The following is a 23,337-nucleotide window of genomic DNA, read 5'->3' as shown; positions in this document are numbered from 1 at the left end:
ACAATTGGAGCCAATCGATGAAACATACCGGTAAGGCGATCATCACCTGCGCAGTCACAGGATCGATCCACACGCCCAGCATGTCGCCCTATCTGCCGGTGACGCCTGACGAGATTGCCGAGCAGGCGATCGAGGCAGTCGAGGCGGGGGCTGCGGTGCTCCACCTGCATGCACGGGACCCGATCGACGGACGGCCTTCGCCCGATCCTGCGCTCTACATGCAGTTCCTGCCGCGAATCAAGCAGCAGACCGACGCGATCATCAACATCACCACCGGCGGCGCTCCGGGGTTCAGCGAAGAAGACCGCATGGCCGGGCCGCTCGCCGCCAGCCCCGAGATGACCTCGCTCAACATGGGCTCGATGAACTTCGGCTTCTGGCCGCTTGCCGACAAGTTCGACTGGAAGCACGAGTGGGAACGCGAGCTCATGCTGGGCTCCAAGCGGTTTCCCGCCAACCACAACTTCGCGCTGATCGAAAGGATCATGACCGAACTGGGTGAGGGCCATGGCACCCGCTTCGAATATGAATGCTACGATATCGGCCATCTCTACAGCGTGAAGCACTTTGCAGACCTTGGCCTGATCAAGCCGCCGTTCCTCATCCAGGGCATCTTCGGGATTCTGGGTGGACTGGGCGCGGATCTGGAAAACTTTTTCCTGATGAAGCAGACCGCCGACCGTCTGTTTGGCGACGATTACATCATGTCGTGCTTCGCCGTCGGACGGCCACAGATGAAGTTCCTTGCGCAATGTGCCCTTGTGGGTGGCAGCGTCCGCGTCGGTCTGGAAGACAGCCTGTACATCGGCAAGGGCGAGCTCGCGGTCAGCAACGCGCAGCAGGTGCGCAAGGTCCGCCAGATTCTCGATGCGCTGGATATTCCCATCGCCACACCCGAAGAGGCGCGCGAAATGCTGGGCACCAAGGGCGGGGACAGGGTCACTTTCTGATGCGCTTTGCAACCGATACCGGGGGTACCTTCACCGACCTTGTCGTCGAGGAAGATGACGGCACGATCACGCTGCACAAGGCTGCAACCACGCCGTCCGACCCGGTGGCGGGCGTGCTCGACGCGCTGCGTGTCGCCGCCGACGCGCGCGGCCTGACGCTCGGCGACCTGCTCGCGCGCGGCGACAGCTTCATCCACGGCACCACCCATGCGATCAACGCGATCATTCAGGGACGCACCGCGCGCACCGCGCTGATTGTTACGGCGGGGCATCGTGACATGCTGCTGTTCCGCGAAGGTGGCCGCGCCGAGCCGTTCAACCATGCGCACGCCTATCCGCAACCTTACGTGCCGCGTGCGCTGACCTTCGAGGTTCCCGAACGGATCATGGCGGGCGGCAAGGTTTTGACCGAGCTTGATGAAGCGGCCACCGCACAGGTGCTCGATCAGATTGCCGCCGCTGATGTCGAAGCGATCGCGGTTGCCCTGCTGTGGTCGACGGTCAACCCGGACCATGAAAACCGCATCGGCGCAATGATCGCGGCGCGCTTTCCCGAAATGCCCTACAGCCTGTCGCACAGCGTTAACCCGACGCTGCGCGAGTTTCGCCGCGCGTCATCGGCTGCGATCGACGCCTCGCTCAAGCCCCTGATGGGCGCGTATCTCGGCAGCCTCGAAGCGCGGCTGGCTAAAGCCGGTTTTGCCGGCCGCGTGATGGTGCTGACCAGCGCGGGCGGCATGGTCGATGCCCGCGAAGTCGCCGCGCAGCCGATTTCCGCGATCAACTCGGGGCCATCGATGGCCCCGGTGGCCGGGCGGCACTATGCCCTGCGCGAGGGTGGTTTCGACAATGCGATCATCGCCGACACCGGTGGCACCACCTATGACATTTCGATCATCGCCGAGGGGCGCGTTGCGATGACCCGCGACCTGTGGATTGGCGAGCCGTATCGCGGGCATCTGGCGGGCTATCCGTCCGTCGAAGTGAAGAGCGTCGGCGCAGGCGGGGGCAGCATCGCGCGGGTCGACGCCTCGGGCCTGCTGCATGTCGGCCCGCAGAGCGCAGGCGCGATGCCGGGCCCGGTGTGCTACCAGCGCGGCGGCACTCTGCCCACGGTAACCGATGCATGCGTGGTGCTGGGCTATCTCGACCCTGACTTCTTCCTCGGCGGCAAGATGCAGCTCGATGCCGACGGTGCGCGCGGCGCGATCGAGACGTATATCGCCAAGCCTTTGGGGGTATCGATTGAAGAGGCCGCCTGGTCGATCGTCGACCTTGCCACCGAGGCAATGGTTCAGGCGATCCAGGATCTTGTCGTCAACCAGGGCATCGATCCGGCCAAGGCGGTACTGATTGGCGGCGGCGGAGCGGCGGGGCTCAACTCGACCTTTATTGCGCGGCGGCTGGGGTGTCCGCGACTGCTGATCCCCGAGACCGGCGCAGCGATGAGCGCGGCAGGCGCAATGATGTCCGACATCACCGCCGAGTTTGCCGCGACTGTGCACAGCAATACCGCGCGCTTCGACGTCGAAGCGGTGAGCGCTGCGGTCGCCGGGCTGGCGGCGCGTGCCAAGGACTTCATCGTGCGATCGGGCCGGCCTGGCGACACGCATTTCATCGCCGAGGCGCGTTATGAGGGGCAGGCTTGGGAAATAGACGTTCCGTTGCCCTATCCCGATTTTTCAACCTCTGTGGCCATCGCGGATTTCCGCGCCCGGTTTGAGGCCGAGCACCTCCGGCTGTTCACCATAGTTGACCCGGCATCGGATATCGAGCTGATCGGCCTGCGCGCGCGGGTGCAATGCTCGGCGCGCGATGGAGAGTCCGATTTCCGACTGGCGATGGCGCAAACCGATCCGTCGCCAGCGGGTCACCGCAGCGTGTATTTCGCTGGAACCGGGCGAGCCGATGCCCCGGTGTGGCGGCTTGACGCGCTGCCCGCGGACCAAGTGTACGACGGCCCGGCAATCATCGAATCCGATTTCACCACCATCGTCGTCGATCCGGCGTCGTGCTTCTGGCGCTCGGTGCCGGGGACCATCTTGATCGAGGAACGCTCCGTATGACGACGCCAGGCTTCAACGGTGCAGAAATGGCGGTGCTCCGCAGCCGCCTTGATGGTGTGGTGCGCGCGATGTCGAACACCTTGCTGCGTACCGGACGATCGGGCGTGCTCAACCGCGCGCGTGACTTCTCGTGCTGCATCCTGACACACGACGGCGAGCTGATTACCGCTGCGGACAGCCTGCCGATCCACGTGCTTTCCGGGCCGGATCTGATGGTCAAATCGGTAAAGGACTTCCATCCGGTGCAGCGGCCCGGCGATGCCTTTCTGCACAATTCGCCCTATCACGGCTGCTCGCACCCCGCCGACCTTTCGGTGATCGCTCCGGTGTTCGACGGCGAGGGGCGGCACCGCTTCACCTTGCTTGCCAAGGCGCACCAGGCCGATATCGGCAATTCGCAGCCCACGACCTATATGGGCGAAGCGACCGACGTCTATAACGAGGGCGCGCTGATCTTCCCCGCGGTGCAGGTGCAGCGCGGCTGGCAGGACATCGATGACATCATCCGCATGTGCAAGGTGCGCATCCGCGTGCCGCATCAGTGGCATGGCGATTACCTTTCCACCGTCGGCGCAGTCCGCGTTGGCGAGCGCAACCTGACCGCCTTGGCCCATGACATCGGCTGGGACCGGCTTGAAAGCTTCGCCTCGCAATGGTTCGATTATTCCGAGGCGCGCATGGCAGAAGCCATTGCCGCCCTGCCGGCCGGGTCGGTCAGCGGCAGTTCGACGCATGATCCGTTTCCCGGCCTCCCTGCCGAGGGGGTGAAGATCACCTCGCATATCACTGTCGATCCGGCTGCGGGCCGGGTGACGGTCGATCTGGGCGACAATCCCGATTGCATGCCCTGCGGGATGAACCTCTCCGAAGCCTGCGCGCGCACCGCTGCGATGATCGGCGTGTTCAACAGCATCGATTACCAGGTGCCAAAGAATGCCGGATCATTCCGGCGGATCGACGTGATACTGCGCGAAGGGTGCATTGCCGGCATTCCGATCCATCCGTTCTCGTGCTCGGCCGCAACCACCAACATCGCGGACCGAGTCGCCAATTCGGTGCAGACCGCGCTGGCAGCGCTGGATGACGGCATCGGCATGGCCGAGGTCGGTGCGGTGATCGCGCCTTCGGCGGGCGTTGTGTCGGGCATTGATCCGCGCACCGGCAAGGCGTTCGTCAACCAGGTTTTCCTGGGCATGAGCGGCGGAGCAGCAAGCCCGGTTGCCGATGCCTGGTGGACCGTCGGCCATGTCGGCAATGCCGGCTTGTGTTGCATCGATGGTGTCGAGCACGCCGAGATCGTCCAGCCCATCCTTGTCTACAGACGGGCCTTCGTGCCCGACAGCGAGGGTGCAGGCCGCACCAACGGCGCGCCGTCGACCAAGATCGAGTTCGGACCCGTCGGAGGTGCGATCGAGATCGGCTACCTTTCCGATGGCCATGTCAACGCGCCGGTCGGCGTGCGTGGCGGCGGATCGGGCGGCGGCGCGGACCAGCATCTTCTCCATGTCGACGGAACGCGCGAGCGGCTCGCCGCCTGCGCGCAGGTGCATGTCGAGGATGGCGAGCGCGTGCTCGCGGTCTCGTGCGGCGGCGGCGGGTACGGATCGCCGTTCGAGCGGCCCGCAGAAACGGTTCTGCGCGACATGGCTGAAGGGCTGATTTCAGCGGGCCGCGCGCGCGATATCTACGGCGTCGTCGCGAACCGCGACGGCAGCCTGAACAGTGAAATGACCAGAAAATTGCGGGAGCAGGCAGCATGAGCAAGTCCACAACACAGCCGCGCCACGCTGTGGTTACGGCCGGTGCTGCCAACATCGGCCTCGCCATCGCGCACGTTTTTGCCGATGCGGGCTGGAAGGTCAGCATCTGCGATGTCGACCAGACCGCGCTCGATGCCGCATGCGCCGGAAACCCTGCGGTGTCTGGTTACCGGGTCGATGTGGCCGACGCCGCTGCGGTCGAGGCGTTTTCAGCCGACTGCGGCCCGGTCGACGTTCTGATCAACAACGCTGGGGTTGCAGGGCCGATCGGCGACGTCGAGACCAATTCCCCCGAAGACTGGGCACGCTGCTTTGCGGTCAATGTCCAGGGCGCGTTCCACATGGTGCGCGCAGTGGTGCCGGGAATGAAAGGCGCGGGCAGTGGGGCGATCATCAACATCTCGACCGCCTCGGCGGTAACTGGGCTGCCTGGGCGCACCGCCTATGTTGCATCGAAATGGGCGCTGGAGGGAATGACCCGCAACCTGGCGCGTGAACTCGGACCGGCAGGAATTCGGGTCAACGGCATCCGTCCCGGCTTCATGGATACCGAACGGATGCGGATGCTGATGGGGCGCGCTGCCGAGGCGCGCGGGGCCTCGGTTGCCGAGGTCGAGGCCGAAGCGCTCGGGTTCATCTCGCTGAGAACCAAGATCCAGCCATCGGAAATCGGTGAAATGGCGTTGTTTCTGGCGTCGGACGCGGCACGGCATGTCACCGGGCAGATCATCGGTGTCGATGGCAATTGCGAATGGGAAGGCTGAATCATGGCACGCATCCGGTCACTGACGCTCCAAGAACTCGCCGAACGTGGCATCGACACCAGCCCCTTCCTGGCGGATTTTGCCGAGCTGCCAGGCAGTATAACCACCTTGGGCTACCGACCTGACATCCTGCAGGCTACGCTTGGATTGTGGTCTGCCGTCATGGGGGCCGGGCGCGTTCCTGCTGACCTCAAATATATGGCAGGCTACCTCGCCAGCATGGCCGCGGGGTGCCAGTATTGCTCGGCGCACACTGCGAGCAATGCCGCCTCAAGCGGTGCAACTGTCGAGAAGATCGCGGCGATCTGGGATTATGAGCGCAGCGACCTTTTCTCGGCATCCGAGCGCGCTGCGCTCAGCTTTGCGGTGCTCGCTGGCCAATCCCCCTCGGGTGTCACCGACCAGACGATGGCGCAGCTGGCCGAACATTTCGACGAGGAACAGATCGTCGAACTTCTTTCCGTTATCGCGCTCTACGGCTTTTTCAACCGCTGGAACGACAGCCTAGCGACGACGCTAGAAGAGACACCCCGTCAGTTTGGCGAAACCTATCTTGCGGGCCAGGGGTGGAGCGTGGGCAACCACTTGGCCTGACGTCAAAGGTCTGCAGGTATTCGTCGTGCCGCGCTCGCATAGAATTTGCCGCAAAGACCTCCGCGCGCTTTGCCCTTGCGTATCCCAGCATGCCGCTTTCCCGCGTTTGGCGCCTACGCATTTTGACAATCTCGATATCAACCCGGCCAAAGTTCTGATCCAAGACTGCTTAGTTCGGCTGTCGCTGGCGCAACATGCACAAGCGCACAGGCGACCTGCGTGAAGGCGGAGCCGGTTCGCCGTCCGCGCGTAGGTCATGATCAGGAGAATTTCTATGGCCAACGGCTGGGCGCGCGATGGTGCGATCCAAGATCAGATCGACGACACGGTGAAGGACGCCGTGCTCAGTGCGCGAGCGCGCTTGCCGCTCGGCGAGGGTTCAGAGTATTGCGACGATTGCGGCGAGGATATCCCGCAGGCGCGGCGCAAAGCCCTGCCCGGCATCCGCACCTGCATCCAGTGCCAGTCCAAACGCGACCAGCAGATGCGCACCGCAGGGATCAATCGCAGGGGCAGCAAGGACAGCCAGTTGCGCTGATCACTGCCGACCGTGAAACTGAACGGTGGGCGTCAACCTGCCGCCCATTGGGCCGGATCGCTTTCCATGCCGATGAGCGCGAGGCCATGGGCAATGGATGTCAGCTCATCGCCTGTCGCAATGTGTTCCCGACCAAACCGTCGCTCGAACAGCTTGCGGATTGCCGGGATCAGCGATGAGCCTCCGGTCAGGAAAATTTTGTCGATGTCGCTCGTTGTCACGCCCGCCTTGGCAAGGGCGTGGTCCATGGTAGCTTCGATGTGGTGCAGATCGGTGGCGATCCACTGCTCGAATTGGCTGCGCTCGACATCGGCCGATATTGCAATGCCGCCGCCGTTAAAGGCGAACCTGGCTGCCTCGTTGCTGGAAAGCGCGCGTTTGAGCTGGCCGACAGCATCATAAAGCGCAAAGCCTTGCTCGTTCTCGATCAGCTTTATCATCCTGCCGATCTGTTCGGGGTCCAAGGCATCACGCTGCAGCCTGCGCAGCTCGTCGAGCGTCTTGCGGCTTCGCATCAGCGCCAGTCTCGACCAGTTGCCGAAATCCGCGAAATATCCCCCCGGGATGTCGAGCACCTTTCCGAACGATCGGTACTGGCCGCCCTTGCCCAGCAGCGGCAGCACCAATTGGTCGATAATGCGATAGTCGAACTGGTCTCCGGCGATCGCGATGCCGGCATGCGCCAGCGGCGTGCAGCGCCGCGAGGCGTTCGGCTCTGCGATCCTGACCACCGAAAAATCGGTCGTGCCGCCGCCAAAATCCGCGACCAGGATGGTTGCCGGCCTGTCGAGCCGGGCCGCGTAGCTGTGCGCTGCGCCCAGCGGCTCGTAGACATAGATGAGCTCGGTGCCGAACGCTTCGAACATCAGGTCGTAGCGCTGGCGTGCGAGCTGCGCATCGGCGCGTGCGCCTGCATATTCCACAGGTCTGCCGATGATGATCCGGTCGGGCAGCGCCGTCAGCGCTTCGCCAGCATGGTGGACCAGATGCTGCAGAAAGGTCCGGCCAAGGTCTTCAAAGCCATAGGGCCTGTTGTAGATCAGTGTCCGCTCGAACAACGGGCTTGCCGCCACGCTCTTGAACGACTGGATGAACCGGCAATCGAGCGGCGACTGCAGATATTCCTCGATTGCCCATGGCCCTGCCTCGTGGGCGACGCCCTGCCATGCCCGCTCGTCCTCCCAGAAGCACAACGCCGATCGGAACACGGCACTTGCCGACGGTGGGCTTCCGAACCGGACAAGCTGCGTGCCGCCGTCCGCGTCGCCCCGCGCCACGACCGTGTTCGTCGTGCCAAAATCAAGACCGAGTGACCTGGCCTTCAGACTGTCGGTCATGACCGTTCCTTATGTCCATGCGCATGTGGGCCGCTTGGGGTGGGTGGGGCATTCGCACAGCTTCCGGGACGGGGCAAGCCGGGCTTGACGGGGCGCGAGGCGCACGGCTCGGTACCCGGCTCAGAGCAAGGGCCAGGCAGGTTGACGACGGGTGGGCGCTTTGCCCGGTCAGCCACCTGCTGTTGGATCTGTTCGAACAATCATTGTCCGCGGGCAATCCCGGCGGCCTCGACCGGCGTTGCGACCGGTTGATCGCTGTCCTTGCGCTCGGAATAGCGATCGACAAGCTGGTCTGCATGCGGGCGCAGCAGGACGGTGAAGCGCACCAGCTCCTCGACCACATCGACGATGCGGTCGTAATAGCTCGACGGCATCATCCGTCCGGCCTCGTCGAACTCCTGATAGGCCTTGGCGACGCTCGACTGGTTGGGGATGGTGAACATCCGCATCCAGCGGCCCAGAATGCGCAAGGTGTTGACGCTGTTGAACGATTGCGACCCGGCACTGACCTGCATCACCGCAAGCGCACGGCCCTGAGTGGGGCGCATGCCCTGATAGGCGAGCGGCAGATGATCGATCTGGGTCTTCATGATGCCGGTGATCTGGCCGTGGCGTTCGGGGCTGCACCAGATCTGCCCTTGCGACCACATCGAGTGCGCGCGCAGCTCCGCCACTGCGGGGTGATCATCGTTCTCGACCTGATCGGGCAGCGGCAGATCGCGCGGATCGAAGATCCGGGTCTCGCAGCCGAAATACTGCAGCAACCGCGCCGCTTCCTCGACCACCAGGCGCGAATAGGAGCGCTCGCGCAGCGACCCGTACAGCAGCAGGATGCGCGGCTTGGGGTCGATCGCGCCAAGCCCCAGCGCCGGACTGCGGTGCGCGTAGTCGGGGCTGAGCGCGGGCAGGTGGTCCACGTCGGCAAGCTGCCGCAGCCGCTGGAAGGTTGGCGTCTCGGTCATACCGCGTTCCCTGTAAATCGGCCGCGGGTGGCGTTGGCGAAGGCGACCAGCGAGAGCATCACCGGCACCTCGACCAGCACGCCGACCACGGTGGCCAGCGCCGCGCCGCTCGACAGCCCGAACAGCCCGATCGCCACCGCCACTGCCAATTCGAAAAAGTTCGAGGTGCCGATCATCGCGCAGGGCGCGGCGATGTTGTGCGGCACCTTCCACGCGAACGCCCAGGCATAGGCGATCGCGAAGATACCGTAGGACTGGATGATGATCGGGATCGCGATCAGCACGATCAGCAGCGGGTTGGAGACGATGGTCTCGGCCTGGAAGGCGAACAGCAGCACCACGGTGGCGAGCAGGCCGATGATCGACCAGGGTTTGAGCTTCGCGGTGAAGGCATCGACCGCGGTTCCATCATCATGGTGCGCTGCGATCACGCGCTTGCGGGTGATCGCGCCCAGCGCCAGCGGGATCACCACATACAGCACGACCGAAAGCAGCAACGTCTCCCACGGCACGACGATATCGGTGACCCCCAGCAGCAGCGCGACGATCGGAGCGAACGCGACGATCATCACCAGATCGTTCACCGAAACCTGCACCAAGGTATAGGCAGGGTCGCCCTTGGTCATCTGCGACCAGACGAACACCATCGCGGTGCACGGCGCTGCCCCCAGCAGGATGAGCCCGGCGATGTACTGCTGGGCGTCATCCTGCGGCAACAGCCCGGAATACAGATAGTCGAAGAACAGCACCGCGATCGCCGCCATTGTGAACGGCTTGATCAGCCAGTTGATCACCAAAGTGATGATCAGCCCGCGCGGCTTGCGGCCGATATCGCGGATGCTGGCGAAATCGACCCCGATCATCATCGGATAGATCATCGCCCAGATGAGCAGCGCCACGACGAGGTTGACCGAGGCCACCTCGAGCGCAGCCAGCGCCGAGACCGCACCAGGCGCAATGTTGCCCAGGATGATCCCCGCGACGATCGCCAGCGCCACCCACAAGGATAGCCAGCGTTCGAAGACGCCGAGCGGTGATGTGGCGGGCGATGGCTGCGCGATCGACCCGCGGCTCTCTGTCACGCGCTCGCCCCGCTGCTGGCGCCTTCTGCGGTTCCGATGTCCTTGAGCTTCTGCTTCATTGCCATCTGGTCGATGCTGTCGATCGGCAACGCCAGGAACAGCGCGATGCGGTTCGACAGATAGCGCAGCGCCTTGAGGAAGGCTTCGCGCTGGCCTTCGCCCTCAACCGCTGCGGGGTCCTCGATCCCCCAATGCGCCGTCATCGGGTGGCCCAGCCATACCGGGCACGATTCGCCTGCGGCATTGTCGCACACGGTAAAGATGAAATCGAACGCGGGCGAGCCGGGTGCGGAGAAGGCGTCCCAGCTCTTGGAGGACAGGCCATCGGTGTCGAAGCCCATGCCGCCCAGCACCGACAGCGCCATGGGATGGACCTCGCCCTTGGGGTGACTGCCCGCGCTGAACGCCTTGAAGCGGCCCTGGCCCATCTTGTTGAGCACGGCCTCGCCCAGGATCGAGCGCGCGCTGTTGCCAGTGCACAGAAACAGCACGTTGTAGATTTTATCCGCCATGGTGATCCTCAAGCGTTCTGGGGTGGGGTGGGGTCGCAGGTCAGTCCGGACAGCAGGTCGCCGCACATTTCCGGGGCGCCCTGACAGCAGTCCTGCATCAGGAACATCAGCAGGCGGCGCATCGCGGGATAATCTGCGCGGTAATGGATGAGGCGGCTCTCTCGCTCCGACTGCACAAGCCCGGCGCGCTCCAGCGTCGAAAGATGGTGCGACATGGTGGACGGCGGAACGCGCTGATGCTCGGCAATGGCCCCCGCGATCATGCCCTCGGGCCCGGCTTTGACCAGCAAGCGAAACACCGCCAGCCTGGTCTCATGCGCCAGAGCGCCCAGGGCATCGACGGCCCAGTCCTGTACGTCGAGATCGCTCATTGCCACCACCTTTCGAGAAATATCGAAATAGCCTGTGGGGAGGCGAGGTCAATATATATTTCGAGCCATCTCGAAATGACGCTGTCCCGCGATGCCGATGCGCGCGGCCGTGCTCGTCATGCTTCCCGCGCGGAGCCTTGGGGTCCGACCCTTCGGATCAACCCGCCAACGCGGTCTGCTGGGGGTTCGGCACGCTGTGCGGTGCGCAGAGCGGCGGGGACTCCAGAAGGTCACCAAGACTGGTGGGATGGGCCATCAACGTCGGGTGGGGCGAATAGCCATCGTGCCAGAATTTGGTTTCGAGGACGTCGCGCGCGATGCTCATGCCGAAGAACCGCCGCGGATCGGGCGATCGGTTGTCAGGCCCGGCATGGAGCAGATCGCTGCGATAGAGAATGACCGTCCCCTTGCGCGGCGCCGTCTGGACCAGGTTGAACAGGCTATCGAGGGCATCGCGGTGGCGATAGAGCTTCCACAGCGTGCGCGGGCCGAGCTTGCGGAGACTGAACTGGGAGTTTTTTCCCAGCACAAAGCGCAGCAAATTCGGCTGGTGCTGATCCCATTTGGTCGAAAACACCCGGTCCATAAATTCACCCGGAGCCAGGGCCGCCGCTTCATTCCTGCGCATGCGCCACAGCTTTTTCAGGTTGTGCCAAAAGATGCGATAATTGCATCGTGTGCGAAACAGCTCCATCAGCGCATCGGCCTGGCCGCCATGCCTGTTTCCGGAACCGCCATACAGGTGCGTGCCGGGCACGAACACCGTCCCGCCCTGTTGCTCCGACACATCTTCCACAGCCGCAAAAAGGCTGATCACGCCACTTGGGTCGCGGTGGATATATTGATGCGATGACCCCAGATAGCTGGTGAATGTCGCAACTTCGAGAACCGGACGGGACCGACCGCAATATTCCAGGAAAACGTCCTCGAGGCGCTGGCACAATGTCGCCGCGAAGCTCGTGACAAGCGGGGTCGAAGGCAGCGAGCAAAAGTCGCGACGCAGATAGCGATTATCCGTCTCGCTGGCGAAGGCGCACTGGCTGCGTTCCGGATCGTCGATGGTTTGACGCATCAGGTCCAGGCCGACACGCGTTTCCGGATCGGACAGGAGGCCGGTCAGGATCACCAGACCGTGCGCATCCATCATCGTCAGCGCTTGCCGGGCGCACTGCGGCGAAAGCTTGCCATTTTCATCCAGGACGGCAGGCACTTCAAACACCGACGTATCGCTGGAAACCTTGAGTTCAGTCATGCCAATCTGCCCAGTGCTATTCGCCCGATCCCCGCACCGCCTGCCGTATGTCGTCATGCATGCGTGGCAGGGTCGAGGGACCTGGAATTGGCCCATTGTATTGGCGCAAAGATTTCTACATCGGGTTAACTCGGGGACCATCAGCGGGACATGGCACACTGACACCGGCCGATCGCACGACACAGCCGCGGCGGGCGTGGTCCTGCAGCAACAGAGGTCAGCCTTGTCTTGCCTTGATCTGATGGTGCCCGCTCGACATTGCCGGGCGCTTCGATCAGTGTCGGTTGCATGAAAGCCATGGCGCACGCGCAACCTTCGTTTCGGCCGATCTGGGCATGGGTGGCCGCGGCGCTCGCCGGGATCGTGGCACCCGCCGTGGCGATGCTGATGCTGGCGGAGGTGCGCGCGCCGCTGGCGCCGGTCGGCGGCCCGGTGCTGGCCGTCGGGCTGATGGGGGCCGGCATGATCTCGGCCGCCGCTGCCGGGCGTCTGTGGGTCGGGGTGCTACTGGCTTTGCTGACAGCCGTCGGACTGATCGTGCTGGCGCGGGGGCTCGGCACGCCGCCTGTGCACCATCCGTTGGCAACCGGGCTGGCTGTCCTCATCGCCAGCTTCAGCTTTGGCGCGCGGGGGAAGCTCTTTGCCCGCAGCGCATCGGAAAAGGGCTGGTGGATCGCGCTGTTCGTGGTCGGCGGCGAGGCTGCCATCGTGGCGACAGCGCTGGCTATGCCGGGTGCCTTGCCGGATTGGCTGCTTGTCCTGCTGCCCGCGCAATGGGCCAGTCTTGCGATCCAGGCGGCGCTGACAGGTGCCGACACAGGCGCCGCAGGCTCGGCCCTGATCGCTCTGGCCGGGACCGGGGGCGTGACGCTGCTGGTGGCCCGGCTGTGGCCACGCCGCTGGCCCTATCTGCTGATGTTCTCCGCCTGGCTCGGCCTTTCTGCGCTCGTCGCCGCAAGCTATCCGTAAGCGCGCAACCGCCGGCGCCTTGGTCGACCCCGATTATTTCTGGAGCGTCACCGCGGTGCCTGTCTGAACCATCTGCGCCAGCCGTGCGGCATCCCAGTTGGTCAGCCGGATGCACCCATGGCTTTCGGCCCGGCCAATGGTGTGCGGCTCGCTCGTGCCGTGGATGCCGTAATGGGGCTTGTTGAGATCGATCCAGGCAACGCCGACCGGGCTGTTCGGGCCGGGATTGAGCAACTGTGCGTCCTTGTCATTGCTGACGTCCCAGAACAGTTTTGGATTGTAGCGGAAATCGGGATTGCGGCTGACGCCCAGAATCTTCCACTCGCCGATCGGCAGCGGGTCCCTGCTGCTGCCCATGGTCGCTGGAAACTGGGCAATCAGCCTGTCGTCGGCAGAAAACACCTTGAGCACGCCTTCCGATTCGTCGACCACCACTCTGTCGGCCTTGGGCTGCTGCGCCGCGACCCCCAGGCTGGCCAACGTTGCGCTCCAGCCGCGCGGATCGTCACCCGGAATCGTGCTGTCGGCATTGGGGATGTTCGGAACGCGGACCGCTGTGCCGGCCGCCAGCGTCGCCACGCCCGGGTTCATCGCTGTGATGGCCTCGGGCGTCGTGTGGAACCGCTCGGCGAGCGCTTCGAGCAGATTGCGATAGCCCAGCCGTGGCAGCTTGGCCTGGTCCGCGGCATCGGCGGGAAAATCGGGGATGAAAGGTCCGGCAGCGAACTGTTCGGGGATGATCACGACGCGGGTGGCGGCAGTGGCGCGTCCTTCGCCGAGCTTGGCGAGCGTAGCCTCGTCCAGCTGTCCGGTATCGGCGAGGTCGTTGGCGGCCTGAAATCCGCGTAGCGCCGCACGATAGGATTGACCTTCTTCACCGTCGATCACGCCCGGCGAGAAGCCGAGATGGTCCAGAATGACCTGGGCGCGAAGCACCGGCGTCTCTGCATAGGGCGCAGCCTCTGTCGCCTCGACGAAATCGGTTGGCGATCCCGTCGGCGCCGCCTGGGACTTTGCTTCACGGGCCGGCGCGTCTTCGGGGGCAGAATTGCAGGCGCCCAGAACAATCAGGGCTGCCAATATGGTCACAGCTTTCAAACAAAATCCCCTCGTGGTTGCAGCATGTTACGTCTGCACGGTGGAAAGGATGCAGATGGCTGCCAGCCCGACAGGGGGCGAACATCGACGGTCTTCGTGATGCGGGGGGTCAGCATCCCGGGCGCCGTGACGCTTGGGGCGAGTCAGCGTCATGATCTGGGCAGGGCGAACGCGGCGACGTGGCGCGGGCGGGGCAGGTGCCATCGCCTTGCTACGTCGCCGTGCATGACCATCGCCCTACAGGCTGTTGTCGCGCGACCAGTCTGCAGATGGTCCAGCGAGGGCCGGTGCAGCGCTTGCGGAGCTGTCAAACTGCGCTTCAACGCCATCGAGCAACCGCATCAGCAGCGACTTGCCCGCCGGCCAATCGCCGATATCGGACGCCGCATTGATATGGCCCAGACGCCCGGCATCGACATGATCGCTGCCCCAAAAGCTGGCGAGGCGATAGGCGCGATCGGGGGCGATATACGTATCGTCGCGGCTGCTCACCAGGATCGAGGGGAAAGGCAGAACGCCGCGGGCGGAGGGTGCGAACGCATTGAGCCGGGGGTCGCTCGGTGCGTTGTCGACTTCGGGCGGTGCCACCAGCAGCGCACCGACGACAGGGCCATGCGACGTCGGCCGTTCGAGCGCGGCCCACCAGGCGACCGCGTGGCAGCCAAGGCTGTGAGCGACCAGGACGATCGGGCCCTGCGTCTGGCGGATCGCCAGGTTCAGGCGGTTGACCCAGGCATTGCGGTTGGGAAGCGACCAGTTGCCCATATCGACACGGTGGCAGTTGGGCCACTGGAGCTCCCAGTGGGTCTGCCAATGGGCAGGGCCGCTGTTGTCCAGGCCGGGCACGAGCAGGATGGTGGGTTCCTGCAGATCCCGAGTACGAAAGGCTGACATCAGACATCTCCTTTGCGTTTGCTTTGACCGGCGCTTGGGCACCGGTGCGGCTGAAGCTGCAAGAGCATCACCCAGCCATCGCAAGCTATTCTCTATTAAATCGATAGACAAGAAGTTTGTGATGAATCGACCCCGTCGCGCGCCGCACCGATGCCGCACGCTCTCACGCATCCGCTGTTCGTCATCGGCAGCGCTCGATATAGACAGGCGGCTCAGCAGCGCGTTGGCCTGCACAAGGGCATGGACGCAGGAGCCACGATGAACCCGATCTACCGCGATATGCCGACCACGATTTTCGAGGCGATGTCGATGCGGGCGCGTGCGAGCGGGGCGATCAATCTGGGCCAGGGCTTTCCCGATGGACCGCGCAACGACGCTGTCATCCAGGCGGCATGTGAGGCGCTGCAGCATCGGTCGAACCAGTATCCGCCGATGGTCGGGCTGCCCGAACTGCGCACAGCGGTCAGCGATTGGTATCGGCGCCATCAGCAGCTGGACCTCGATAGCGACGAGGTGGTCGTCACCTCCGGCGCGACCGAGGCGATAGCCGCTGCATTGTTCGCGCTGATCACCCCGGGGGACGAAGTGCTGCTGTTCCAGCCGCTGTACGACGCCTATCTGCCGCTGGTGCAGCGCGCCGGGGGCATGGCACGGCTGGTGGATCTCGATCCGTCGAGCTGGCGCATCGATGCTCAGGCGCTTGCCGCTGCCGTCACGCCGCGCACCCGCATTGTGGTGCTCAACGATCCGATGAACCCGATGGCGACCTGCGCGCATCCGGACGACCTGGCCATGGTCGCGAGCCTGTGCACCGACAACGACCTGATCGCGATCTGCGACGAGGTCTGGGAGGCGCTGGTCTATGATGGTGCGCGGCACCGATCGCTGATGCAGTATCCGGGCATGCGCGAACGGACGGTCAAGATCGGTTCGGCAGGCAAGATCTTCGGGCTCACCGGCTGGAAGGTGGGCTGGATGTGCGCCGCCCCGCCGATCGCGCGCGTTCTCGCCAAGGCGCACCAGTTCCTCACCTTCACCACCCCGCCCAACCTGCAATGGGCCGTCGCCGAGGGGCTGGACAGCCAGGACGCATGGATCGCGATGGCGTGCGACCATCATCAGGCCTCGCGCGACTTTTTCTGCGCCGGGCTGCGCGAGATCGGGCTCGCGACGGTGCCTTCGGCCGCGACCTATTTCGTCTCCGTTGATCTTACCGCCTCCGGCATCGTCATGGATGACGCGGCGTTCTGCCATGCGATCATCGACCAGGCCAAGGTCGCAGCCATCCCGATTTCGGCATTCTACGCCGAAGCGCCGCCGACCCATCTGGTGCGGTTCTGCTTTGCGAAGGATCGCGCGACCCTGGCGACCGCGCTCGACCGCCTGGCCGAGGCACTGGCCGGGCTGGCAAGCGTGCCGTCACGCGGATAGCGGGATCGCCGTTTCCCGAGGCCTGCTGCGCTCGTTCCGCAATACCAATCTGCGTTAAGGTCCGAACGGGAACCGCCCCTTAAGCCGTTGGCAAAGGAGCGATGAGCCACCCATGCTGACACAGGATCACAGTCTTCAGGCCATGTCCGGCCTCATCCGGGAATCGGGCAATGAGGTGCGTTTCAAGCGCCATGACTATCTGGTGCGGCGCGGGGGGCGGGCGGATTCGATCTTTCTTCTGCAGGATGGCTGGGCGGCGCGCTACAGCCGGATGGCCGACGGGCGCCAGCATATCTCGCATTTCTATCTGCCGGGAGACCTGTGCGATCTGAGCTGGCTGGTCGCCGCCCAGGCAAGCCAGGCGGTGATCGCGCTGACCCCGGTCAGGGCCGTGGCGATCACCCGCGACCTTGTCGAGCAACGGCTGGGCTCGGACCCGGCGTTCGCGCAAGGCGTCGCGGTGGATGCGCTGTGGCGTCTCGAGGCGCAAACCGCCTGGATGGTGACATTGGGGCGACGTCCTGCAGCGGAACGGCTCGCGCAACTGGTCTGCGAGCTCTACCTGCGCAGCGAGCAGCGGGGCAAGACCGTCGATGGCGAGTGCGCGTTTCCGCTCTCGCAGCAGCATCTGGCCGATTATACCGGAATGTCCGCGGTGCATGTCTGCAGGACCCTGCGCTGGATGCGGGGTGTCGAACTGCTCGAGCTGCGCCGCCGCAGGCTGCGGATCCCCGACCTTGCGTTGCTGGCGTCAACGTGCGGCTACCCGATCGTGGACGACATGAAGACCGAAAGCGCCGAGCCGCGCACGGGGTCATCAAGGGTCTATGCCTAACCAGCCTGAATACGATGCACCGTGCAACGAATTTGTTAGCCTGCGTCAAGTCTGGGCCACAACGCGCCATTGTATCGGAACAATCCCATCGTCTTCGCGTCGAGGAAGTACCGTTCATGAAGGAGAAAGAATATGAAACGTCTACCGATTATGCTGTGCCTGCCCGCGCTGGCACTTGTTGCAGCCTGCACCAGTGAACCCGACAGCGCTGCCAATTCGAATGAATCGATCGCGACCGACGATGGCACGATGATGGCGCCGACCGAAATGCCGACCACCAACGGCAACGGCGTCCCGGCCACCGACGGCACCATGGGCCCCGATGGCACGATGGGCCCCGGCGGCACGATGGGCCCTGATGGCACGATGGGCCCCGATGGCACCGCGCCCGGGTCGATGACCGGCGACACCGGAACGACCACCGGCAACAGGACCGGGCCGAACGGTATGGAACCGGGCGTTCCTGGAACCACCCCCGGCACCCCGAATGACCGCCAGACCCCGCCCCAATAAGGCCTGAGCTCCGCCCACCGGCGGCTCGCGTCTGCACCCATCCCTGCAGGTCCTGCCGGGCCTGCAGGGAGGCCTGCCCCACCGGCGCGTATGCTCCCGCGCGGGTGCGAGGCAGGCTTGGTGCGGCGTGTGCTTGTGTGATTATGCCTTACACCTCGGGCCCGAGCGGCGGCAGGGCGCAGACGCGCCTCCGCGTCCGGGGCGCCCCGAATACCGTCGCCGATCACCCTGCCGACCGAACTCGCAGATCGCCTTTGCCCGCCCCGCCGATGGGCTCGTGCATCCCTGGATCACCAAGGATCCGCAGGATGACACGAACCGCATAGGCATGACGGGCTGCGACAGCGGTCCGCCTGCAGACCTAGCTGCCCAGCGCGTTATCGACCTGGTCGAGAACCCGGTCCTTCTGGTGCAGGGCCTCCTCGCTGGCCTGGTGCAGGCCCGCCTTGGCTGTATCGAGCGCGGTCTCGCCGACGCCGCCGATATAATGGTTCTCGACGCGGGTCGAGGGCAGGGCTGAGCTGGCAATGGCACCGACAAAGGCGGCGGCAAGGCCGCTGATCAACGGATTGTCATGATACAGGCCCTGCGCCTTGGCCGCTGCATGCTGAGCCTGGTCGCGCGACTGGCTGGCAAAGTTGCGCACGCTTTCGGTGGCTTTGTCGCGGCGCTCGCGCAGCTTTTCGGTGGCATCGTCGAGCCGTTGGTGAAAGCTGTGCTCGTCCTCGTCATGGCCGCGTTCGAGCATGAAATAGCTCGCCCGATTGTGGTTCCGGCGGCGGCGATAGCTCGCGTCGTCCTCGTCTGGCCTCTGCTCGCACCGGGCCATGTGGTCGATATAGGTGCGATGTTCCGAGTGCCAGTCGCCAACGCCGTGATCCGAATCGTCGCCTCCGGCCCGGCCGGATGAGATCTTCAGCGCGGACGGGCGGGCATCGGCATCGCTGACCAGCCAGATCCCGCCCAGCGCGATCATCCCCAGCGCCAGCGGATTGCGGCGGGCGGCATCGATCAGATAGCGGGCGTCCACGCCGTTTTCATCGGCCTTGTCGAGCAGCGAGTTGAACAGGTTTCGCCCGGTGAATTCGCTTTGAAGCTGCTCGACGGTGTCGCTCATGTCTTGCTGGGTGGCACGGATATCGCGCTCGATGTCTTCTGGGCTGCGCGGGTCGGTATAGTCGGTCATGGGCGTCCTCCGGAGGTGTGCATGGTGCCGGTCGCTGCGGCGGGGATGTCTTCGATGGTGTCGATGGTGCGCTCGGGCTTGAGGTTGGCGGCGGCGACCTTGTTTTTGGCACCGGCGTACAGAATGGCTGCAAGGATCAGCGTCGCCACGCCGACGATGGTGGTGCCGAGCGCAAGATTGCCCAGCGCCTGCGCCACGAAATAGGCGATGCCCATCAACAGCACACCCAGACCTGCGACGCCGATGACGGCAGCCCCGGCAAAGGCGCCGATGGCGGCCTTGATGTCCTGCGTAGCTTCGCGCACCTCGGCTTGCATCAGGCTGACCTGATCCTTGGCGAGATGCGCGCCCTGCTGGGTGAGACGACCGACCAGATCGACGATGTTCGGCTCGGCAGCGGTCCTGGGCGCGGCCGGATCGTGCGGCTGCTCGATCATGGCGCCACCCCGCCGATGTCTCTTTCGATCGTGTCGGCCAGCCCGCCGTTCACGACGCCGTTGTCATTGCGAAAGCCGGTGGCCTCGCCGGTGCCACCGGTGCGGATTGTCGTATCGTTGGGTTTGCGATTCGCGCCGCTGCCATTTTCGGGGCCGGTGTCGTGGTCCTGGCTTCTGTCCGCGCCGGCGCGCAGCACGCGGGCTGCGGCAAATCCGGCGGCAGCCGATGCCGCCAGAAACGCGCCGGGGTTCTTGCGCGCAAAATCGGCGACGTTCTGGCCGATCTCGTCGATGTTGCGGCCTTGAATCTGGCCTGCCATCGCATCGATCTTTGTGGCAGCCTGCTTGACCGCACTGGCCAGCCAGTCGGGTGCGTCGGCATTGCGCTGAAGTTCGTCGGCCGCATTGTTTAGCGCCGACGATGCGGATCCCAGCGCGTTAGCAGCCTCGCCCTTGCGCGCTTGTGCCTCCTGCCTGGCACGATCCCCGATCGCATGCTTGAGGTGCGCGGCGTCATCCTTGAGCTCGTCGCCTATTCCCGATGCGCCGCGCGCACCGGGGGACGCATTGTGCGGTTCCGTCGTCATGGAAGCTCTCCCTTGGTGGTGAATATCCAAGCTACCGGAGCGGCCTTCGAACGTTCCTCGCGCCACGGCGGGACGCGCCAGGATGAGGCTTTGCCACGATGGCTCGTGCATCCGCTAACCTAGGTTAAAACCTTGAGTTTCCACCTGTTTCATGTGTCTTCTGGCGCCTTCATAAGCGTGTCGCCTGGAGGCGAAACGGGGGTTGGAGCATTGCACTGTGGGAGAGTTACGGGCCGATGCTGCGCTGTGTATCCTTGGGCATATGCCAGCCTGAGGGGGCACCGCGTTGGTCCGCGCGTTCCATGGCGACACAATCGAGGCGACGACCGTCGCGGCGTCCTGAAGCAACCAATCGTGCCTTCGCCGGTATGATCAAGGTTACACAGGCCAGCAACCGCGGCGGCCACCACCTTCGTATCAGAACGGTGACGCGTCACCAGAATCGATGATCACTCATTCGGGTGCGGCGCTGGCGTTGCGGCCGGGTGACCTTTTTTCCGGAGTTTCCTGGGTTGCGTATTGGCATCATTTCCCATCTCAAGCACCCGATCGCCGAGCCATTTGCCGGCGGCCTGGAGATGCACACGTTCCAGCTCGCCAAGATGCTGCGGCTGCGCGGGCACGAGGTCACTCTGTTCGCCACCGCCCGGTCCGACCCCGGTCTGGGGCTGGAGGCGATCTGCTCGGAGACCGCGATCGCGCGGGTGGGGCTTTCCGAAGCCAGCGATGTTGCGTTCTTTCGCGAGCATCATGCCTATCTTGCGCTGATGAATGGCCTGCGCACGCGCGATTTCGACATCATCCACAACAATTCGCTGCATTATCTGCCGGTTTCGATGGCGGACTCGCTGCCCATGCCGATGATCACCACGCTGCACACGCCGCCGTTCTGCTGGCTCGAAAGCGGGATCCGGTTGAGCGATACCCCTAATCATGCATTGGTGGGTGTGTCGCAATCGATCGAGCGGCAGTGGGCGCATGTCCGCAGCGTCGATGCGGTGATTCCCAACGGCATCGATCTCGACAATTTCGCATTCCGACCCGTCGCCGATGCCGATCCCTATCTGGTCTGGTACGGGCGGATCGTCCCCGAAAAGGGCCTGCACCTGGCCATGGACGCCGCGCGACAGGTCGGATTGCCGCTGCGGATCGCAGGGCCTGCGCACGACGAGACCTATTTTCGCGAGGAGATCCAGCCGCGGCTGGGCGCCCATGCCCGGCACGAGGGGCATCTGGCCCATGCCGATCTCGCCAACCTGATCGGCGGCGCGCGGGCGTTTCTGTGCTCGCCGATGTGGGACGAGCCTTATGGGCTGGTGGTGGCCGAGGCTTTGGCCTGCGGCGTGCCCGTCGCGGCCTTTGCGCGCGGCGCGATCCCAGAGATCATCGATCCAGGCTCGGGCGTGCTGGCAACCCCCGGCGATGCAGGCTCGCTCGCGCTGGCAACGCTGGCCGCGATGCAGCTCGACCGGCGGGCGTGCCGCGCACGCGCCTTTGCGATCTGCGATGCCGGGCGGATGATCGACGGCTATGAGGCGATTTACGCGCGCATGATCGAGCGCATGCAGGCGCAGGTTCTTCCGCCGCGCGTGCGGCCACCCGCGATGCGGTCGGAAGCCTATCCGGCCAAGGCCTTCCATCCTGCCTCTGCGGCCATGGCCCATGGGTGACGTCGGTACAGCTCCGCTGTGCGTGTGCGTGCCTGCGCGCAACGAGGCTGACCGTCTGCCGGTGCTGCTCAAGGCGATCGCGGCACAGGACTATCCCGGGGTGATTCCGGTCGCCATCGCGGTCAACAACACCACCGACACCAGCCTCGATGTGCTGGAGCGCTGCCGCGCCGACTATTGGGGACGGCTCAGCATCGATGTGACCGACATCCAGTTCGCGCCACGCGAGGCGCATGCCGGATCGGCGCGCGGGCTGGCGATGGACCGGGGTGCCGAACTGCTCGGGGACCATGCCGATGCGATCCTGGTGAGCACCGATGCCGATGCCCGGCCTCCCGCGACCTGGCTGAGCGCGATCGCGGCAGGCATGGCGCGGGGCGCCGATCTGGTCGGGGGGCGCATCGTGATCGACCCCCTGGAAAGCCTGCCGGTGCGGGCTGCCGTTCTGCACGACGCGCTGGACCGATATTGGGAGCGGGTGCGCGCGATTGAGGATGCCATCGACCCGGTGGCCTGGGACCTGCCGCCGCGCCATGGCGACCATACCGGCGCAAGCCTGGCGATCACGCTTCGGGCCTATCGCGCATGCGGCGGTGTACCCCGCATCGCCAGCGGTGAGGACCGCGCGCTGGTGATGGCGGCGGTCGCGCAAGGTGCCAGGCTTGCCCACCCGTCCGATGTCTGGGTCAACGTCTCGCCCCGCTGCGATGGGCGCGCAGAAGGCGGCATGGCCGAAGATATGGCGCGGCTGGTGACGGCGGGCGCTGGCAGCGCGCCTCTCCTGATGCCCGATTTCGATCACTGGCGCGCCCGCGCCGAGTGGCGGCGCAGTATGCGCGCGCAGGCCGCCAGCCCCGCGCACATGGTCCGCGCCGAGGCCTTGCTGCCCCCGATGCCGCACGACATGCCACTGGAAGTGATGGCATGACCCCGCGTCCGATCGGCTATTACGTCCATCACCACGGCGCCGGGCACCTGGCCCGCGCCCGTGTCATCCGCGATGCAACATCCTTGCCGGTGACGCTGCTCGGCAGCCGGATCGGCGCGGAAGGCATCGCCCTGGCCGACGACCGGCTGGACCACGGTTTCGATGGCCGGGATCACGCCGACAACCGCCCCGAGTCGCTGCACTACGCACCGCTCGACCATCAGGGCATCCGCAGCCGCGTCGCCCGCATCTCCGCGTGGATCGAGCACGCCCGACCGGCGCTGATGATTGTGGATGTCTCGGTCGAAGTGGCGATGCTGGCGCGGCTGGCCTCGGTTCCGGTGGTCTATATCCGGTTGAACGGCCAGCGCGACGATCCTGCGCATCTCGAGGCGTTTCGCGGTGCTCGCGCCCTGATCGCACCCTTTGCGCGGGAGCTCGAGCATCCCGCCACCCCCGAATGGGTTCGCGCCAAAACCTGGTATGCGCCAGGGCTTGCCGATGCCACGCCAGCCCTGGGCACAGCCAGCGACGGCGTGCTGGTAATGGCTCTGTTGCAAAGATTGGCGGCAGTCAGAGGTAGGCTGTCGCTCTGCGCCGA

General features: G+C 64.9%; 23 protein-coding genes and 1 pseudogene. 13 read left to right on the top strand and 11 right to left on the bottom strand.

Features of this window, described 5'->3' with window-relative positions:
- Window positions 1–17: 17 nt before the first annotated feature.
- The 6 genes from QUV11_RS05095 (at window position 18) to QUV11_RS05070 (ending at window position 6,672) form a co-directional block, all read left to right on the top strand.
- On the top strand, window positions 18–950 hold the full coding sequence (locus QUV11_RS05095; protein WP_300880890.1) for a 3-keto-5-aminohexanoate cleavage protein: 933 nt from the start codon (window positions 18–20) through the stop codon (window positions 948–950).
- The gene (locus QUV11_RS05090; protein ID WP_300880889.1) at window positions 950–3,016 is read left to right on the top strand and encodes a hydantoinase/oxoprolinase family protein; all 2,067 of its coding nucleotides are present in this window, start codon (window positions 950–952) and stop codon (window positions 3,014–3,016) included. The genes QUV11_RS05095 and QUV11_RS05090 overlap by 1 nt, the downstream gene beginning before the upstream one ends.
- Window positions 3,013–4,776, top strand: coding sequence for a hydantoinase B/oxoprolinase family protein (locus tag QUV11_RS05085; RefSeq protein WP_300880888.1), 1,764 nt, complete (start codon window positions 3,013–3,015; stop codon window positions 4,774–4,776). The genes QUV11_RS05090 and QUV11_RS05085 overlap by 4 nt, the downstream gene beginning before the upstream one ends.
- A complete protein-coding gene (locus QUV11_RS05080) occupies window positions 4,773–5,540 on the top strand; it encodes an SDR family oxidoreductase (RefSeq protein WP_300880887.1) in 768 nt (255 codons plus the stop codon). Before QUV11_RS05085 ends, QUV11_RS05080 begins: the two co-directional genes overlap by 4 nt.
- A 3-nt stretch (window positions 5,541–5,543) precedes the next feature.
- Window positions 5,544–6,134, top strand: coding sequence for a carboxymuconolactone decarboxylase family protein (locus QUV11_RS05075; protein WP_300880886.1), 591 nt, complete (start codon window positions 5,544–5,546; stop codon window positions 6,132–6,134).
- A 274-nt stretch (window positions 6,135–6,408) separates the two neighbouring features.
- Window positions 6,409–6,672, top strand: coding sequence for a DksA/TraR family C4-type zinc finger protein (locus QUV11_RS05070; RefSeq protein WP_300880885.1), 264 nt, complete (start codon window positions 6,409–6,411; stop codon window positions 6,670–6,672).
- 32 nt (window positions 6,673–6,704) lie between these two features.
- Here the strand turns inward: QUV11_RS05070 and QUV11_RS05065 are convergent, their stop codons facing one another.
- The 6 genes from QUV11_RS05065 to QUV11_RS05040 form a co-directional block, all read right to left on the bottom strand.
- Window positions 6,705–8,009 carry an Hsp70 family protein gene (locus QUV11_RS05065; RefSeq protein WP_300880884.1) on the bottom strand — a complete coding sequence of 435 codons (1,305 nt, stop codon included), beginning with the start codon at window positions 8,007–8,009 and terminating at the stop codon, window positions 6,705–6,707.
- Window positions 8,010–8,209: 200 nt separating this feature from the next.
- Window positions 8,210–8,971, bottom strand: a complete 762-nt coding sequence (gene arsH, locus QUV11_RS05060; protein ID WP_300880883.1) for an arsenical resistance protein ArsH — start codon at window positions 8,969–8,971, stop codon at window positions 8,210–8,212.
- Entirely contained in the window at window positions 8,968–10,053 is a 1,086-nt protein-coding gene (arsB, locus tag QUV11_RS05055; protein ID WP_300880882.1) for an ACR3 family arsenite efflux transporter, read from the bottom strand. Before arsB ends, arsH begins: the two co-directional genes overlap by 4 nt.
- Window positions 10,050–10,565: an arsenate reductase ArsC gene (locus QUV11_RS05050; RefSeq protein WP_300880881.1), complete on the bottom strand. Its 516-nt coding sequence runs from the start codon at window positions 10,563–10,565 to the stop codon at window positions 10,050–10,052. Before QUV11_RS05050 ends, arsB begins: the two co-directional genes overlap by 4 nt.
- Before the next feature lie 8 nt (window positions 10,566–10,573).
- On the bottom strand, window positions 10,574–10,936 hold the full coding sequence (locus tag QUV11_RS05045; RefSeq protein ID WP_300880880.1) for a helix-turn-helix transcriptional regulator: 363 nt from the start codon (window positions 10,934–10,936) through the stop codon (window positions 10,574–10,576).
- A gap of 157 nt (window positions 10,937–11,093) precedes the next feature.
- A complete protein-coding gene (locus QUV11_RS05040) occupies window positions 11,094–12,188 on the bottom strand; it encodes a phytanoyl-CoA dioxygenase family protein (RefSeq protein WP_300880878.1) in 1,095 nt (364 codons plus the stop codon).
- Between the two features lie 297 nt (window positions 12,189–12,485).
- Here QUV11_RS05040 and QUV11_RS05035 point away from each other — a divergent pair, with 297 nt between their 5' ends.
- A complete protein-coding gene (locus QUV11_RS05035) occupies window positions 12,486–13,157 on the top strand; it encodes a hypothetical protein (protein ID WP_300880877.1) in 672 nt (223 codons plus the stop codon).
- A 33-nt stretch (window positions 13,158–13,190) separates the two neighbouring features.
- Here QUV11_RS05035 and QUV11_RS05030 read toward each other — a convergent pair whose 3' ends face one another.
- Complete coding sequence (locus tag QUV11_RS05030) at window positions 13,191–14,255, bottom strand: L,D-transpeptidase family protein (protein ID WP_300880876.1); 1,065 nt, start codon at window positions 14,253–14,255, stop codon at window positions 13,191–13,193.
- 237 nt (window positions 14,256–14,492) lie between these two features.
- Window positions 14,493–15,149 (bottom strand): alpha/beta hydrolase, encoded by a 657-nt coding sequence (locus QUV11_RS05025; protein ID WP_300880875.1) that lies wholly within the window; start codon window positions 15,147–15,149, stop codon window positions 14,493–14,495.
- Between the two features lie 258 nt (window positions 15,150–15,407).
- On the opposite strand from QUV11_RS05025, the gene QUV11_RS05020 reads away from it, so the two are divergent.
- The 3 genes from QUV11_RS05020 (at window position 15,408) to QUV11_RS05010 (ending at window position 17,928) form a co-directional block, all read left to right on the top strand.
- Window positions 15,408–16,580, top strand: a complete 1,173-nt coding sequence (locus QUV11_RS05020) for an aminotransferase (RefSeq protein ID WP_300880874.1) — start codon at window positions 15,408–15,410, stop codon at window positions 16,578–16,580.
- Window positions 16,581–16,692: 112 nt separating this feature from the next.
- Window positions 16,693–17,415 carry a Crp/Fnr family transcriptional regulator gene (locus tag QUV11_RS05015; protein WP_300880873.1) on the top strand — a complete coding sequence of 241 codons (723 nt, stop codon included), beginning with the start codon at window positions 16,693–16,695 and terminating at the stop codon, window positions 17,413–17,415.
- Window positions 17,416–17,547: 132 nt separating this feature from the next.
- A complete protein-coding gene (locus QUV11_RS05010; protein ID WP_300880872.1) occupies window positions 17,548–17,928 on the top strand; it encodes a hypothetical protein in 381 nt (126 codons plus the stop codon).
- Between the two features lie 361 nt (window positions 17,929–18,289).
- Here the strand turns inward: QUV11_RS05010 and QUV11_RS05005 are convergent, their stop codons facing one another.
- Genes QUV11_RS05005 through QUV11_RS04995 form a run of 3 tightly spaced genes read right to left on the bottom strand, consistent with a single transcriptional unit; the run spans window position 18,290 to window position 20,138 of the window.
- Window positions 18,290–19,114, bottom strand: a complete 825-nt coding sequence (locus QUV11_RS05005; protein ID WP_300880871.1) for a DUF3618 domain-containing protein — start codon at window positions 19,112–19,114, stop codon at window positions 18,290–18,292.
- Complete coding sequence (locus QUV11_RS05000; protein ID WP_300880870.1) at window positions 19,111–19,551, bottom strand: phage holin family protein; 441 nt, start codon at window positions 19,549–19,551, stop codon at window positions 19,111–19,113. The genes QUV11_RS05005 and QUV11_RS05000 overlap by 4 nt, the downstream gene beginning before the upstream one ends.
- Window positions 19,548–20,138, bottom strand: coding sequence for a hypothetical protein (locus QUV11_RS04995; RefSeq protein WP_300880869.1), 591 nt, complete (start codon window positions 20,136–20,138; stop codon window positions 19,548–19,550). Before QUV11_RS04995 ends, QUV11_RS05000 begins: the two co-directional genes overlap by 4 nt.
- Window positions 20,139–20,650: 512 nt before the next feature.
- Between QUV11_RS04995 and QUV11_RS04990 the strand changes: the two genes are divergently transcribed.
- The 3 genes and pseudogenes from QUV11_RS04990 to QUV11_RS04980 all read left to right on the top strand — a co-directional run.
- Window positions 20,651–21,808 carry a glycosyltransferase gene (locus tag QUV11_RS04990; protein ID WP_300880868.1) on the top strand — a complete coding sequence of 386 codons (1,158 nt, stop codon included), beginning with the start codon at window positions 20,651–20,653 and terminating at the stop codon, window positions 21,806–21,808.
- Window positions 21,801–22,736 (top strand): glycosyltransferase, encoded by a 936-nt coding sequence (locus tag QUV11_RS04985; RefSeq protein WP_300880867.1) that lies wholly within the window; start codon window positions 21,801–21,803, stop codon window positions 22,734–22,736. The genes QUV11_RS04990 and QUV11_RS04985 overlap by 8 nt, the downstream gene beginning before the upstream one ends.
- Window positions 22,733–23,337 (top strand): annotated as a pseudogene (locus tag QUV11_RS04980) (glycosyltransferase); the annotation flags it as partial. The gene QUV11_RS04985 and the pseudogene QUV11_RS04980, both read left to right, overlap by 4 nt.

Source organism: Blastomonas sp., assembly GCF_030373265.1.
GTDB lineage: Bacteria > Pseudomonadota > Alphaproteobacteria > Sphingomonadales > Sphingomonadaceae > Blastomonas.
This window is presented reverse-complemented; position numbering and strand designations above follow the sequence as displayed.